This window comes from Nocardia sp. NPDC004573 (assembly GCF_053602135.1).
Genome location: NZ_JBSGDA010000011.1, coordinates 209447 through 223304 on the forward strand (window position 1 = coordinate 209447; position 13858 = coordinate 223304).

The window sequence follows — 13858 nt, forward strand, 5'->3', positions numbered from 1 at the left end:
TTGTAACACATACCGTTTGACCTGCGCAGACGGTGACCAGCCCCACAGGCCGAACGGGTCATGATCGCTTGCCGGGTCGACACGCGGTCGGTTACTGTTCAGTAATAAGTCAGGACGAAGGTGTTCCTACTTTCGGCCCGACGTCTGTCGCTGGGGGCCGAATCACGCTGTCCGCATCCATTGCCGCATGCCGGATGACTTGTGCGACAACAGGTTCGAGTGAACAGCAGGAGTATGCGATGGCCACTTACATCGTGACGGGCGGAACCGGATTCTTGGGCAGGCGGGTCGTGCAGGACCTGCTGGATCGCGACGCCGACGCGATCGTCCACGTGCTGGTGCGTGAGACATCCCTGGCGAAATTCACCGACATCGCGGCGGGCTGGCGCGGCGCCGAACGGGTCTTCGCGCTGATCGGCGATCTCACCGCGGAGGGCCTCGGGCTGGCGTGCGAGGCGCCGCAGGCCGATCACATCGTCCATCTGGGCGCCGTCTACGACATGACGGCCGACGAGGACACCGCGCACGCGGCGAACGTCAGCGGCACCCGCTCGGTGCTGGCCCTGGCCCGCGAGGTGGGCGCGGTGCTGCACCACGTCTCCTCCGTCGCGGTGGCGGGCGACCACAAAGGCAAGTTCTTCGAGGAGGACTTCGACCTCGGACAGCGGCTGACCTCGCCGTATCACCGCACCAAGTTCGCCGCCGAGAAACTCGTCCGCCAGGCGCGCGACGTGCGCTGGCGGGTGTATCGGCCCGCGATCATCGTGGGCGATTCCCGCACCGGCGAGATGGACAAGGTCGACGGGCCTTACTACTTCTTCGGCGCGATCGCGAAGCTCGCCGCGCTGCCGTCCGATCTGCCCTTGCCGCTGCCCGATCTCGGCGCGACGAATATCGTTCCGGTCGATTATGTTTCGGCCGCCATGGTGGAACTGATCCGCCGGCCCGGCCTGAACGGACGCACCTTCCACCTGGTCAACCCGCAGCCGCAGCCGTTCGGCGAGGTGTACCGCGCGCTCGCGGCCGCGGCGGGCGCACCGACCGGCGTGGGCACCGTGCCTGGCAGCGGGCTCGCGCTCAGCGGCCTCGCGCAGCTGCCGGGAGTCACGTCCGTGCGCGATTTCCTGCTCGAACAGGTGGGCATCCCGGCCGAGGTCGCTCCGCACACCTCGTTCTCGGCGGAGTTCATCAGCGATTCCACCCGCGCCCAGCTGCGCGGCACCGGCCTGACCGTGCCGTCGTTCGACAGCTACGCCGAGCGGCTGTGGCAGTACTGGCGCGACCACCTCGACCCGCAGCGCGGACGCGTGTCCGTCACCGGCGATCCGCTCGCCGGCCGGGTCGTGCTGATCACCGGAGCGTCCTCCGGGATCGGGCTGGCCACCGCGCACGCCGTCGCCCGGCGCGGCGCCACGGTTCTGATGGTGGCCCGCGGTCACGACGACCTGGCGGCCGCCGCCGAAGCCGTGCGCGCGGAAGGCGGTGTCGCGCATACCTATCCGTGCGACATCACCGATTCCGAAGCGGTCGAGAAGCTCGTGCAGTGCGTCCTCGACGACCACGGCCGCGTCGACTACCTGGTCAACAACGCCGGCCGTTCGATCCGCCGCTCGGTGCTCAACTCCACCGATCGCATGCACGATTTCGAGCGCACCATGGCGGTGAACTACTTCGGCGCCGTGCGCCTCATCCTCGGATTGCTGCCGTCGATGCGGGCGCGCCGCTTCGGGCACGTGGTCAACATCTCCTCGATCGCGGTGCAGACGAAGGTGCCCAGGTTCGCGGCGTATGTGGCCAGCAAGTCGGCGCTGGACAACTTCAGCGAGATCGCGGCGGTGGAGAACCGGGATGCCGGCATCACCTTCACCTCGGTGCGGATGCCGCTGGTGCGGACCCCGATGATCGCGCCGACCGACCTGTACCGCTCGCTTCCGGTGCCGGATCCGGAGCAGGCCGCCGCGATCGTGGTGCGCGCGCTCGAGGACCGGCCGCATCGCATCGACACGCCGGTCGGCACCTTCGCCCAGGCGGTGGAGTTGCTGATGCCGTCGGTGAAGCGTCAGATCATGCACCAGGGCTTCCGGTTGTTCGGGGAGTCGCAGGCGGCGCGGGGTGACTCGGACCGTCGTCCGGCCGATTCGTCGCCCGCCCCGGCTCCGGCAGCGGGCGGCGGCCCGTTGTCCGCCCTGGCCCCGGTGATCATGCCGCTCATGGCGCTGCCCAAGCCCGCGGCGCGCGTCGCCCGGGTCGTCCCCGGCTTGCAGTGGTAGCTACGCACGACCAGGGGCGGGCCGAGCTGTCGGCCCACCCCTGGGTTCCCCGGTCTCGCGACCTCACACCCGGTTCACCGTGAACTCCACCGCGGGCCACATGGCCCACCGGTAGTCCGTGTGCGCGGCCGGCCTGATGCCACCCTCGCAGACGGGATCGCCGCTGGCACAGTAGTTTCCGGTTCGCCAGGCGTATTGGTCCGGCACGCTCCAGCCGATCAGCCGGATCGGGTCACCGAACAACAACACCGCGGCCACCCGGGAGGACAGATCCGCGGGCAAGGTGTGCATGCCACCGAGCGCGGTCACGATGCCGGTGCCGAGCACCCCGTGCGTCACGATGGCTCCCTGGGAGAAGCCGACCAGGATGAACCGCTGGTCCGGGCACCTCGCCGCTTGCCACAGCAGATGAGCGGTCATGTCCTGGGTGCCGCGGCTGATCGAGGACGGATCGAGCAGATCGGCCGGATAGTCCACCCGATAGGCCTGCGAATCGACCGGAAGCGCCTGCCACAGCGAGTCGTACAGCGGATCGCCCACCACCGAACCCAGATACCCGGGTTCATGGGTGCCTCTGGCGACGACGACGTCGACTGCCGCACAGGACGTCGCCCATGCGTGCAATCCTGTCGCCGCCCCGAATCCCGCGACGAGCAGTAGCACGGCGAATGCCCTTACTACACGCCACTTTTCGAAGTGAATTACCTTCCGGTTGGCCATCGTACTCACCTACTCACGCCGTTGTGAGACAGCCGAGCGACACTTGTCAGTGACAATTCTCGGCTATATCCGCGAAGGTAGGAACGGCCCCGAGGGCCGTCAAGGAACTCCACCCGACCGATACGGAGTCAGCGCCGAATCGTGTTCTACGGCAGCAGAACCGCCGCACCGGCAAATCGTCCGTGCGCCAGATCCGCCAGCGCTCGGTCGGCCATGTCCAGGGAATACCCGTGCGTGGTCAGATGTATCCGGTGTTCCCCTGCGAAAGCCAGGAATTCGCGGGCATCCGCGCGGGTATTGGCGGTCACCGAGCGAATCTCCCGCTCCTGGAACAGGTGCCGCTGGTAGTTCAACGCGGGAATGTCGGTGAGATGGATACCGGCGAGCGCCAGGACTCCGCCGCGATCGAGTGCCGCAAGGGCGGGCGGCACGAGGTCACCGATCGGCGCGAACAGGATCGCCGAATCCAGCAGTACCGGAGGGGGATCTGCCGCGCCCTGCACCGAGGCGGCTCCGAGCGCGGTCGCGAGTTCACGCGCCGCCGGGTCCCGGGTCATCACATGGACTTCCGCTCCGCGGGCGGCGGCTACCTGGGCGGCGATGTGGGCGCTGCCGCCGAAGCCGTAGATTCCCAGCCGCCCGCCCGACGGCACGGAAGCCCGCAGCAGCGCCCGGTACCCGATGATGCCCGCGCACAGCAGCGGAGCGGTGTCGGCATCGGTGTAGCCGGCGGGCAGGCGCAGCGCGTATGCCGCTGGGACGCAGGCGAATTCGGCATAGCCGCCGTCGGCGTCCCAGCCGGTGTAGGCCGAGTACGGGCAGAGGTTCTCCGCTCCGCGCAGGCAGAACTTGCACTGCCCGCAGGTGTGCCGGAGCCACGCGATGCCCACCCGGTCCCCTGCGCCGAAACCCGCCACCTCCGCACCCTGGCCGATCGCGACGACCTCGCCGACGACCTCGTGCCCCGGCACCACCCCCGCGCGATGCACCGGAAGGTCGCCTTCGGCCACGTGCAAGTCGGTCCGGCACACCCCGCACGCGAGGACACGCACGGTCAGCTCGCCCGGACCGGGTTCCGGGACCGGCGCGCGGTCCGAGTCCAGCGGACCGCCATCGATCGGGCCCGGCCTGCGCACCCGCCAGCACCGCATCGAACTACCACCGCCGCGGATCTCGCTCATCGTCGGATCACCTCGCACCGATCGGATCGACAGGCATCGAGCATCCCGATCGCGTCGGGTGTGCCGGGATCACCCTACTCGGCGAATTCGGCCACACCGCGCACCGCGTTCTGATACGTTTCTGTATCGAGTACATTTCTGTATCCGAAATGGCCGAGGCCCACCGAGGAGGCGCCCCATGGCATACGATGCCGCGCAGGCCGCGCCCGCCCGGGTCACCCGCCGTCGCGCCGAGACGAGGAGCCGGTTGCTGACCGCCGCCTACGAGGCGTTCGCCGAAGAAGGCTTCGGGCGCGCCACCGTGGAGCGGGTGTGCGAGCGCGCCGGATTCACCCGCGGGGCGTTCTACTCGAACTTCAGCTCACTGGACGAGCTGTTCCTGGCCATGTGGGAGCAGCGTTCGACGGCGATGCTCACCCAGGCGAGCGCCATCCTCGACGAGATCGCTGCCGACGGCGCCGATGACGTGCGCAGCGCGGTCCGGCGACTGGAACGGGCGGTCCCGGTCGACGAGGGCTGGTACCGGATCACCGCCGAATTCACCGCACACGCGCTGCGCACCCCCGCGCTACGCCGGGTGATGGCCGCCCGCGAGGAGGCCATCGTCGCTGCGCTCATGCCCACCATCGTCGCGGCGCTCGCGCGCGGCGGCCGCACCGTGCCGGACCCGGAGGCGTTCGGCCAAGCACTCATCGCCGTCCACGACGGCACCAGCGTGCAGGTCCTCATGGAGCCGGACAGCCAGGCCGTGCGCGAGCGCCGCACCGAACTCTTCCATCACGTCGTGCTGGCCTACAGCACCGCAACCGAAGGATGAACATGTCCCACAGCAGCCCCGAGGCGGACGTCCTCGTCGTCGGCGCCGGGCTGGCCGGCCTGGTCGCCACGCACGAACTGGTCAAGGCCGGCCGCACCGTGCACGTACTGGACCAGGAGAACCGCAACAATCTGGGCGGCCAGGCGTTCTGGTCGCTGGGCGGCCTCTTCTTCGTCGACAGCCCGGAGCAGCGACGCCTGGGCATCAAGGACTCCTACGATCTGGCCCTGCAGGACTGGCTCGGCTCCGCCGGGTTCGACCGCGACGACGAGGACAAATGGGCCCGGCAGTGGGCGCGGGCGTATGTGCGGTTCGCGGCCACCGAGAAGCGCGAGTACCTGCGCGAGCTCGGCTTGCGGGTGACGCCGCTGGTCGGATGGGCCGAGCGCGGCGGCGACCGTGCCGACGGACACGGCAACTCGGTGCCGCGCTTCCACCTCACCTGGGGCACCGGCCCGGAGGTGGTCCGGGTCTTCGCCGAGCCGGTTCTCGAGGCCGAACGGCGCGGCCTGGTCCGTTTCGGGTTCCGCCACCGGGTGGACGAACTGATCGTGGAGGACGACGCGGTGGTCGGCGTGCGCGGCGTCGTGCTCGAGGACACCGACCTCGACCGCGGACGCGCCTCGTCGCGGACCGTCGTCGGCGAGTTCGAGTATCGCGCCGAAGCCGTGATCGTGGCTTCCGGCGGCATCGGCCACAACCACGACCTGATCCGGCGCAATTGGCCGACGGAACGGCTCGGTCCGTGCCCGCAGACCATGATCTCCGGCGTACCCGCGCACGTCGACGGCCGGATGCTCGCCATCACCGAGGCCGCGGGCGGCGCCATCGTCAACCGGGACCGCATGTGGCACTACACCGAAGGCATCGTCAACTGGGATCCGATCTGGCCCGACCATGCCATCCGGATCATCCCCGGGCCGTCCTCGATGTGGTTCGACGCGAACGGAAAGCGTCTGCCCGCGCCGTGTTTCCCCGGTTTCGACACCAACACGACGATGAAGGAGATCCTGAAGACCGGCTACGACTACTCCTGGTTCGTGCTCACGCAGTCGATCATCGAGAAGGAGTTCGCGCTGTCGGGCTCCGAGCAGAACCCGGACATCACCGGCAAGGACCTCAAACTCACCCTGAAAAGCCGCGTCGCCAAGGGCGCGCCGGGGCCGGTCGAGGCGTTCAAACAGCACGGTGTCGATTTCGTGGTGGCGGATACGCTGCGGGAACTCGTCGCGGGCATGAACAAGATCGCGCGCGGGCCCGAGCTGGACTACGACGATCTGGAACGCCAGATCGTCGCGCGCGACCGGGAACTCGCGAACAAGTACAGCAAGGACAGCCAACTGATGGCGATCGACAACGCGCGCCGGTATTTCGGCGACAAGGCGGGCCGGGTCGCCAAACCGCACCGGATCCTCGACCCGGACGCGGGCCCGCTCATCGCCGTGCGGCTCAACATCCTCACCCGTAAGACACTGGGCGGCTTGCAGACCGACCTCAACTCCCAAGTGATCCGGCCGGACGGCACGCCGTTTCCGGGCTTGTACGCCGCGGGTGAGGTCGCCGGTTTCGGTGGCGGCGGCGTGCACGGATACAACGCGCTGGAGGGCACCTTCCTCGGCGGGTGCATCTTCTCCGGCCGGGCGGCCGGGCGGGCGCTGGCCGCGAAACGGGCCTGATCGCTATCGCAGGCAACCCGAAGCGACGGTGGCGGGCTCCGTCGCAGTGGCGAGCGACGGCGTCGACGTGAACGACGGCGCGCCGGAGTAGAGCCGGGTACCGGCCGAGTACCGGCCCGGCTCTATCAGCACCCCGGTGATCTCGGCCTCGTTGCCGAAGACATCGGTCACGCGCGCGGTGAACGGGCCCCGCCCCGCGCCGGAGAGCGTCCAATGGTTGTCGGCCCGCCGCGTGAGCGGTCGCCACGCCCCGCCCTCCGCGGGACGAACAGCCGCTTCGCGCAAGGGATTGCCCGTGCCGCCGAACAGGACGCCGAGCCAGGACGCGGACGAATCCGGCTTCACCTCGTAGGTCAGCTCCTGCACCGGCTGCGGGTCGCGGACCAGGCGGTAATCGACCCGCGCCACTCCGTCGTGCGGATCGGCGATCCGCTCGAATGCTGCCGCGCTGAGAGCCAGTTGTCCCGGAGCGCAGGCCGGGCAGTGGTCGACCACCAGCGCCCGAACCGTCCCGCGCGCACCCGTGATGTCCAGATACGCGCCGCAGAGGTCGGCGCGGCCGTAGTCGGGAGTGGCCAGCCCCGCATAGTAACCACTCGTCGCCAGCTCGCGGAAGGAACACGACACCTGGGCGCCGAACACGAAATAACGCGCCTCGGCCGACGTGTCCGGCCCGATCGGTGCGAAAGTCACCACGGAGACAGGTAATCGGGACGGCGTGGGCGCCTCGTGCGGCGGGTTCGCCGCACCACAGGTCGGCGCGGACGGACGCACCAGCCACACGACCACCGCGACGGTGGCCAGCACGCCTGCCGCAAACCATAGCCATTCGGAACGGAATGGCCGCTCTCGGATCGGTACCCGGTGCATCGCTTCCCCGACTCCGGCTCGCCGACTGTCCATCCTGACCTCATCAGGAAAGCAGCCCGGCCGCTCGCGCGCAGCGCGAACGGAAATTCTTCAGGTCAACGCCTACGCGCGTGCCGAGGGAAGAGGTTTCGTCCCGCCTCCTGAGCGACCTCGGCCAGCGCGCGGGCCAGCCGCGCGGTGTCCGGCACCACACGATCGGCGCCGGCCCGGCCCGACAGCGACACCGCGGCGACCGCCGCGCCGCGACCGCGGATCGGCACGGCCACGCACGCGAGGCCGGACACGGACTCCTCGTTGTCGACGGCGACACCCTGGCGATTACGGATGCGGCCGAGTTCGCGATGCAATTCCGCCCGGTCGGCGAGAGTGCGGGGGGTGAACTGCGGCAGGCGATCCCGGAAGGACGCCTCCACGACGCTCGGGTCCAACGTCGCCAGCAGCGCCTTGCCGAGCGCCGTGCTGTGCGCGGGCATCCGGCCGCCGAGCCGGGTGGGCACGCTCGCGGCGACCCGGCCGCCCACCTTGTCCAGATACAGCACGTCGCGCCCGTCCAGTACGCCCAGGTGGCCGACCATCCCGGTCTGCTGGCACACGTCGTGCAGGAGCGGGCTCACCGCGTCCCGGATCTCGTTGTGGTCGGCGGCGAGCCCGCCCAACTCCAGCGTGCGCAGGCCGAGCCGGTAGCCACCGGGGGCGTGCGCGAGCCAGCGCAGCCGGATCAGCTGGTCGAGGATGCGGTGCACGGTGGAGCGCGGCAGCCCGGTGCGCTCGGACAGTTCGACGAGGGTGAGCGCCGGCGTCGCGCCGTCGAACGCCTCCAGGATCAGTGTCATCCGCTCGATCATGGACGCCGGGGGCCGACCCGGCCGTGCTGCCTGCCCAGATCCGGTGGATAACTCCCCCGGCTCGGGTTCGGTCATCACCTCGACCGTCAATTCCAACCTCCACGCGTGCTCGCGTAGAGCTTAAAGGCCGTTAGGCGGACTCGTGCGCGGAATCCGCGAGGCTCAACAGCCATTCGCGGGTGTACCGCTCGGCCAGCAGCGGCAAGAAATTCGCGATGGTGGCGTTGTCGGCGACATGGTCGTACGACGAGTGCAGATGGTCCTCGATCGCGGCTTCGCTTGCCACGCCGTCGAATTCGTTCTCCAAGCGCTGCGCCGCCGCTTTCAGGGCGAGGTCCTGGTCGAGTACTGTTTCCTGATTCGGCTCGTGGGTGGCGGGACGGTCGGTCATCGCAGATTCCCTCGGTCGTGACGAGATCGGTACCTCGGCGCCGTCGTGGCCACACGTCGGCATCCGTCCTCCGGGTACCCGGTCGAGCCGGTTCGACACCCGCCGACGGCTCCGGCCGGACAGCCGCGCCTGCTCGCCATCCCGGATGCCGCGTTCGGTCCACTCGGCGCCGCGGAACAACCGACTCGGCCAGAAAAGTAGAACACGTTCTTGTCTGCCGCCTCCACGCGTGCCAGGCTCTACAGATGGATCTCGACGCCATCGAAGCCGTCCGCCAGCTCAAGTACCGCTACTTCCGGACGCTCGACCTCAAAGAGTGGGACGAGTTCGCCGACACCCTCGCCGTCGACGCGCGGGGACGCTACGGCACCCACGCCATGGGCGAGCCGCTGCGCCTGGACGGCCGCGAAGCCATCACCGCGTTCATGCGGGAGAATCTCGGTCCCACGCTGGTCACGGTACACATCGCCAACCACCCCGAGATACGCGTCGAGGGCGACACGGCCACGGGGTCGTGGGCCTTCGAGGACACCGTGATCGCGACCGCATACGGGGTGCTGATTCGCGGAGCCGGGTACTACACCGACACCTACCGCCGTGACCTCGACGGCAAGTGGCGTATCGCCTCCACCGAGTACCGCCGGATCTACGAGTCCATGCAGTCACTGGCGGACACCCCCAGCTTCGAACTCCTGTCCAACATGTGGACACCGGAGACGTGATCGCCTCGCGCCGAGCCCGAAATGGGTCCACTATCGGCCCGGTGGCGCTGGACGATCCGGCGCGGCCCGGCGGATGCTGCGTCCATGCCCTCCCTAGCGCCTGACGAATTCACGCCCGAAACCACCTACCTGAACACCGCCTCCTTCGGCCTGCCGTCCGCCCGGGCCTTGGCCGCGGTGCGCGACGCGAGCGCGAGCTGGGCGTCCGGCCGCGGCGCGCCGACAACCGAGGTGGATCGGCTGGCCCCGGCCCTCCGTGCCGGATTCGCCCGCCTGCTCGACGGCGCGACGGCCGACGACATCGCGCTCGGCAGCGGTGTGGCGGGCCTGATCGCCCCCGTGGCCAACGCGTTGCCGTCCGGCGCGGAGGTCCTGCTACCGGAAGGCGAATTCGCCTCGGTCTCCATGCCTTTCGTCTACCGGGACGACCTCGTCGTGCGCTTCGTCCCCTTGACGGAGCTGGCCGCGCAGGTGCGCCCGCAGACCGCGCTGGTAGCGGTGAGCGTGGTCCAATCCGCGGACGGCAGTGTCACCGATCTGGCCGAACTGCGCGCGGCCACCCGGGCCAACGGCGCGCGACTGCTCGTGGACGCCACCCAGGCCGCGGGCTGGCTGCCCCTGCGCTTCGCCGACGCGGACTACTGGGTCTGCGCCAGCTTCAAATGGCTCATCGGCGCGCGCAGTGTCGCGTTCCTCGCCACGCCGCGCGAGTTCGTCCCACGGCTGCGTCCGATCGGATCCAGCTGGTACGCCGCCGAAGACCGCTGGGCGGAGCTGTACCACCCCACCGCGCTGCCCGCCACGGCCCGCCGCTTCGACACCACACCCGATTGGCTCGGCGTCGTGGCCGCGCTGGAAGGACTGTCGCTGATCGAGGAATTGACGGTCGATAAGATCGGCGCGCACGACCTCGAACTCGCCGACCGTTTCCGCGACGGACTGCGCGAACTGGGTTTCGAGCCGATCACGGCGCGTTCCCCGATCGTCTCCGTCCCCGGCGCGGCGGACCTGGCACCCCGCCTCGCGCAGGCCGAGGTGATCGCCTCGGCGCGCGGCGGCGGTCTACGCTTCGCCTTCCACCTCTACAACAGCACAGAGGACGTCGAACGGGCGCTATCGGCGATGCGGGCCGGGTAGCCCGTCCACGGCTCCGTGGTCGCGCGCCCGGCCGGGATCGGGCCGGAGCGCGACGACCACCGGAAGGCCGAGTACGCACGTCAGCGCTACAGGACGGCTCCTCTTACCGCGCGTGGGCCGCACGATCGTCGGGACGTGTATCCCCACGAATCGGTCGCCGGTTATCCACGCCGTCGGGTCGCGGTCGGTTCACCGACCGGTCCGTTGCGCGGGTGCGGTGATCAGCGGCAGATCGAGCGCGGTAAGGATTCCGGGGGGAGCGGCGACCACTGCGGGGACCGCGTTGACGATGCGCATGCCGGTCGCCAGCAGGGTCGCGTAGTTGTGGTCTCCGTTGCGGCTCGAGGTCACCAAGTCCATGGCGTAGCTGGGCTCGCCGGTGATCTCCACCCGGTAGGACCCTTCGGGGTGCGCGGGCTGCGGCCACTCCGGGCACAGGTCCTGGCGCAACCGCGTCACGTGCTCGAGCACCGTGACCGGCACGTCGCCGACCATACCGCGCACTTCGAAACGCAATGCCGCCGCGGTTCCCTCGGCGATGTGCCCGGTCGCGATGTCGAACGACTCCGGCGCCGGGACCCGCTCGTAGGTCTCGGTGACCGCGTCCAGGGTGGCCCCGATCCCCGCCGCGAGCTGGCGGACCGTGCCGCCCCAGGCGAGCGAGAGCACCCCGGGCTGCAACAGCAGGGGGATCTCGTCGAGGGGCTTGCCGAAGCCCATGATGTCGAACATGACCTCCCGGTTGTCGTAGCTGGCGTAGTCCACGATCTCCAGACAGCGCACTTCGTCGATGCGCAGACAAGTCCCCGCGAGAGCGAGCGGCAGCAGGTCGTTGGCGAAACCCGGGTCGATGCCGTTCACCCACAGCGACGAATTCCCTTGCGCGGCCGCCTCCTGCACCGGCTTCAGCAGCTCGTCGGGCAGCACGCCGTAGGGATACTGGAAGAACACCGGCGCGCAGGCGACGACATTGATGCCGGCGGCCAAGATGCGCTGGAGGTCCTGTACGGCCTCGAACAGTCGGTTGTCGGTCATCGAGCAATAGACGACGCAGTCCGGACGCGCCGCTAGCAATGCGTCGGCGTCGGTCGTCGCGGTGACGCCGACCGGATGATCGAGTCCTGCGAGGGTCCCCGCGTCCTTTCCGTCTTTGGCCGGGCCCGAGACCCACACGCCGGTCAGTTCCAATTCGGGATGGGCGATGACGCCGGCCAAGGCATGCCTGCCCACATTGCCGGTGCCCCAGTGCACTACGCGATATGTCATGTCACAGATCCGGGATCGGAAGGTCGAGGTTCGGGATGATCAAGCCGCCGTCGGGCTCGAGAATCTTGCCGGTGAGGTATTTGCCCGCGGGCGACACGAGGTAGAGCGCGGCCGCGGCGATGTCCTCGGGTTCTCCGATGTGGTGCAGCGGTGTCTTCGACTCCAATTCGGCACGCATGGCGTCGTTTCCGGCGACGATCTCCAAGGCGGAGGTCAGGATGGAGCCGGGCGCGATGGCGTTCACCCGGATACGCGGATTCAGGTCGAGGGCGGCGAGTTTGGTGTAGTGGGCCAGCGCCGCCTTCGCGGTGCCGTATGCCGCGAACGCACGCCCCGGCAGCCGCCCCATCGTGGACGTGATATTCAGAATCGAACCGCCACCGGCGGTTTCCAGCATGCGCGGCACCGCGGCCCGCACGAGCGCATGCGCGTTGGTGACATTGAAGTCGAACGCCTCCCGCAGCGCCTGCGGCGTCGTGTCCAGCAACGGGCACGGCAGCGCTCCACCGACGTTGTTGACCACGATGTCGAGTCGCCCGAAGCGGTCGACCGCCGCCGCGGCCAGCGCCGCCGTCGCCTCGGCATCGCTCAGGTCGGCAGGCACCACGTGCGCCTGGCGTCCGGCGGCGGCGACGCGCTCGGCGACCTCGTCGAGCTGACTCTTGGTCCGTGCGGCGATCACGACGTCCGCGCCCGCCTCCGCGAACGCGACGGCGATGGCCGCGCCGAGGCCGCGCCCCGCGCCGGTGACTATTGCGACCTGATCGTCTATCCGGAACCGATCCAGAATCATTCGCGCTCCCTACCCGTCGACCGTCGAATATTCGACGGTGTCTGATGTAATATTCGTCATCGTAAGTCGCTCACCCGAGCCGGGACAAGGGGTTGCCGCCATGCCGGACCGATCCACGTCGCCGCCCACGCGACGCGTCGTCGACATCGTGTCGCTGCTGGCGACGTCAGGGGAACCGATCAGCGTCGCCGGCATCGCCGAGCGGCTCGGCATCGCCCGCGCGACCGCGACCGCCATCCTCGCCGAACTGGACGAGGCGGGGTGGGTCGTGCGCGATTCGGCTCGTGGTTACGGCATCGGGCCCGCGCTGGCCGGGCTGCACGGCGCCGCGCTCCCCCAGGGGGTGGGCGATCTCCTCGTCGGACTGGCTGCGCGGACCGGGTACGGCGCCACCTTCAGCCGCATCGAACCGGACCGGCTCACCGTGCTCGACGTCCGGCACGGCGTCGACCGCGTTGTGCCCGGAATCCCGGTGGGGCATCGCATTCCGCTCCAGTTCCCGGCCGGTGCGAGCGTGATGCCGTGGCGTTCAGCGCAGGAGCAGAACACCTGGCTGGGTACCGCCACCGACGCGGATCAGCGTATGGCCGCTGCGCTGCTGGCACTGGTGCGGGAACGGGGGGTCGCGGTCTTCCGTCCGCGGGCCGACGACGCGGGCATGGTCGATCTGCTCGCCGATCTGCTCGGCGCGGTCGGATCCGAACTGCTGCGACCGCATCTGCGTACGCGCGCACTTCGCCAGCTCGCCGCCCTCACGTCCCGGCCGTTCACCCGGGCGGAGCTGGATTCGAACGAGATCTTGCCGCTGAGTTATCTGGCTGCCCCGGTTTTCGACGCGAGCGGCACCGCGTCCTACGAAGTGCAGCTGGGACCGTTGCGCGCCGCGACGACGCGCGTGGAACGCGAGGACTTCGTCGATGCGACACGTAGTACGGCACAGGAATTGACGACGGCGCTCACCGCAGGCCGGCACGGAAAGTAATTGTCCGGATGAATGGCGGAAGCGATCGACGATGATCGTCGAATGGCCCGTAAATGGCGAAAGGCCCTCGACGGTGTCGAGGGCCTTTCGGGAAAGGATGTTCCGGCGGTGTCCTACTCTCCCACACCCTGTCGAGTGCAGTACCATCGGCGCTGGCAGGCTTAGCTTCCGGGTTCGGAATGGGACCG

General features: G+C 69.2%; 13 protein-coding genes and 1 rRNA gene. 6 read left to right on the plus strand and 8 right to left on the minus strand.

All coding sequences use genetic code 11. The annotated features are described in order from the left end of the window. The first annotated feature begins 239 nt into the window (after positions 1–239). Complete coding sequence (locus tag ACWEKR_RS19670) at positions 240–2270, plus strand: SDR family oxidoreductase (protein WP_452355685.1); 2031 nt, start codon at positions 240–242, stop codon at positions 2268–2270. 63 nt (positions 2271–2333) lie between these two features. Here the strand turns inward: ACWEKR_RS19670 and ACWEKR_RS19675 are convergent, their stop codons facing one another. Beyond that, on the minus strand, positions 2334–2990 hold the full coding sequence (locus ACWEKR_RS19675) for a cutinase family protein (RefSeq protein ID WP_452355686.1): 657 nt from the start codon (positions 2988–2990) through the stop codon (positions 2334–2336). Between the two features lie 146 nt (positions 2991–3136). Beyond that, positions 3137–4141, minus strand: coding sequence for a zinc-binding alcohol dehydrogenase family protein (locus ACWEKR_RS19680; RefSeq protein ID WP_452355703.1), 1005 nt, complete (start codon positions 4139–4141; stop codon positions 3137–3139). Positions 4142–4349: 208 nt separating this feature from the next. Between ACWEKR_RS19680 and ACWEKR_RS19685 the strand changes: the two genes are divergently transcribed. Further along, positions 4350–4988: a TetR/AcrR family transcriptional regulator gene (locus tag ACWEKR_RS19685; RefSeq protein ID WP_452355687.1), complete on the plus strand. Its 639-nt coding sequence runs from the start codon at positions 4350–4352 to the stop codon at positions 4986–4988. Further along, a complete protein-coding gene (locus ACWEKR_RS19690) occupies positions 4985–6664 on the plus strand; it encodes an FAD-binding dehydrogenase (protein ID WP_195090870.1) in 1680 nt (559 codons plus the stop codon). Before ACWEKR_RS19685 ends, ACWEKR_RS19690 begins: the two co-directional genes overlap by 4 nt. A 3-nt stretch (positions 6665–6667) precedes the next feature. On the opposite strand, the gene ACWEKR_RS19695 is transcribed toward ACWEKR_RS19690, so the two are convergent. The 3 genes from ACWEKR_RS19695 to ACWEKR_RS19705 all read right to left on the minus strand — a co-directional run bounded on the left by ACWEKR_RS19695 (position 6668) and on the right by ACWEKR_RS19705 (position 8770). Then, on the minus strand, positions 6668–7471 hold the full coding sequence (locus ACWEKR_RS19695; RefSeq protein WP_452355688.1) for an expansin EXLX1 family cellulose-binding protein: 804 nt from the start codon (positions 7469–7471) through the stop codon (positions 6668–6670). A 158-nt stretch (positions 7472–7629) separates the two neighbouring features. Continuing rightward, the gene (locus ACWEKR_RS19700) at positions 7630–8367 is read right to left on the minus strand and encodes an IclR family transcriptional regulator (protein ID WP_452355689.1); all 738 of its coding nucleotides are present in this window, start codon (positions 8365–8367) and stop codon (positions 7630–7632) included. Positions 8368–8509: 142 nt separating this feature from the next. Then, entirely contained in the window at positions 8510–8770 is a 261-nt protein-coding gene (locus tag ACWEKR_RS19705) for a three-helix bundle dimerization domain-containing protein (protein ID WP_452355690.1), read from the minus strand. Positions 8771–9015: 245 nt separating this feature from the next. On the opposite strand from ACWEKR_RS19705, the gene ACWEKR_RS19710 reads away from it, so the two are divergent. Beyond that, on the plus strand, positions 9016–9492 hold the full coding sequence (locus ACWEKR_RS19710) for a nuclear transport factor 2 family protein (protein WP_452355691.1): 477 nt from the start codon (positions 9016–9018) through the stop codon (positions 9490–9492). A gap of 84 nt (positions 9493–9576) precedes the next feature. Further along, positions 9577–10629 carry an aminotransferase class V-fold PLP-dependent enzyme gene (locus tag ACWEKR_RS19715; protein WP_452355692.1) on the plus strand — a complete coding sequence of 351 codons (1053 nt, stop codon included), beginning with the start codon at positions 9577–9579 and terminating at the stop codon, positions 10627–10629. Positions 10630–10818: 189 nt separating this feature from the next. On the opposite strand, the gene ACWEKR_RS19720 is transcribed toward ACWEKR_RS19715, so the two are convergent. Both ACWEKR_RS19720 and ACWEKR_RS19725 read right to left on the minus strand, forming a co-directional pair. Next, on the minus strand, positions 10819–11895 hold the full coding sequence (locus ACWEKR_RS19720) for an NAD(P)H-dependent amine dehydrogenase family protein (protein ID WP_452355693.1): 1077 nt from the start codon (positions 11893–11895) through the stop codon (positions 10819–10821). Between the two features lies 1 nt (position 11896). Further along, a complete protein-coding gene (locus ACWEKR_RS19725) occupies positions 11897–12688 on the minus strand; it encodes an SDR family oxidoreductase (protein WP_195090856.1) in 792 nt (263 codons plus the stop codon). A gap of 100 nt (positions 12689–12788) precedes the next feature. Here ACWEKR_RS19725 and ACWEKR_RS19730 point away from each other — a divergent pair, with 100 nt between their 5' ends. After that, positions 12789–13670, plus strand: a complete 882-nt coding sequence (locus ACWEKR_RS19730; RefSeq protein WP_452355694.1) for a helix-turn-helix domain-containing protein — start codon at positions 12789–12791, stop codon at positions 13668–13670. A 100-nt stretch (positions 13671–13770) separates the two neighbouring features. Here ACWEKR_RS19730 and rrf read toward each other — a convergent pair. Next, positions 13771–13858 (minus strand): 5S ribosomal RNA (gene rrf / locus ACWEKR_RS19735); the annotation flags it as partial.

Bases quoted from the DNA above. Each gene is read 5' to 3' on its own strand.
- ACWEKR_RS19670 (WP_452355685.1), top strand. From the start codon at position 240: ATGGCCACTTACATCGTGACGGGCGGAACCGGATTCTTGGGCAGGCGG.
- ACWEKR_RS19675 (WP_452355686.1), bottom strand. From the start codon at position 2,990: ATGGCCAACCGGAAGGTAATTCACTTCGAAAAGTGGCGTGTAGTAAGG.
- ACWEKR_RS19680 (WP_452355703.1), bottom strand. From the start codon at position 4,141: ATGCGGTGCTGGCGGGTGCGCAGGCCGGGCCCGATCGATGGCGGTCCG.
- ACWEKR_RS19685 (WP_452355687.1), top strand. From the start codon at position 4,350: ATGGCATACGATGCCGCGCAGGCCGCGCCCGCCCGGGTCACCCGCCGT.
- ACWEKR_RS19690 (WP_195090870.1), top strand. From the start codon at position 4,985: ATGAACATGTCCCACAGCAGCCCCGAGGCGGACGTCCTCGTCGTCGGC.
- ACWEKR_RS19700 (WP_452355689.1), bottom strand. From the start codon at position 8,367: ATGACACTGATCCTGGAGGCGTTCGACGGCGCGACGCCGGCGCTCACC.
- ACWEKR_RS19705 (WP_452355690.1), bottom strand. From the start codon at position 8,770: ATGACCGACCGTCCCGCCACCCACGAGCCGAATCAGGAAACAGTACTC.
- ACWEKR_RS19710 (WP_452355691.1), top strand. From the start codon at position 9,016: ATGGATCTCGACGCCATCGAAGCCGTCCGCCAGCTCAAGTACCGCTAC.
- ACWEKR_RS19715 (WP_452355692.1), top strand. From the start codon at position 9,577: ATGCCCTCCCTAGCGCCTGACGAATTCACGCCCGAAACCACCTACCTG.
- ACWEKR_RS19720 (WP_452355693.1), bottom strand. From the start codon at position 11,895: ATGACATATCGCGTAGTGCACTGGGGCACCGGCAATGTGGGCAGGCAT.
- ACWEKR_RS19725 (WP_195090856.1), bottom strand. From the start codon at position 12,688: ATGATTCTGGATCGGTTCCGGATAGACGATCAGGTCGCAATAGTCACC.
- ACWEKR_RS19730 (WP_452355694.1), top strand. From the start codon at position 12,789: ATGCCGGACCGATCCACGTCGCCGCCCACGCGACGCGTCGTCGACATC.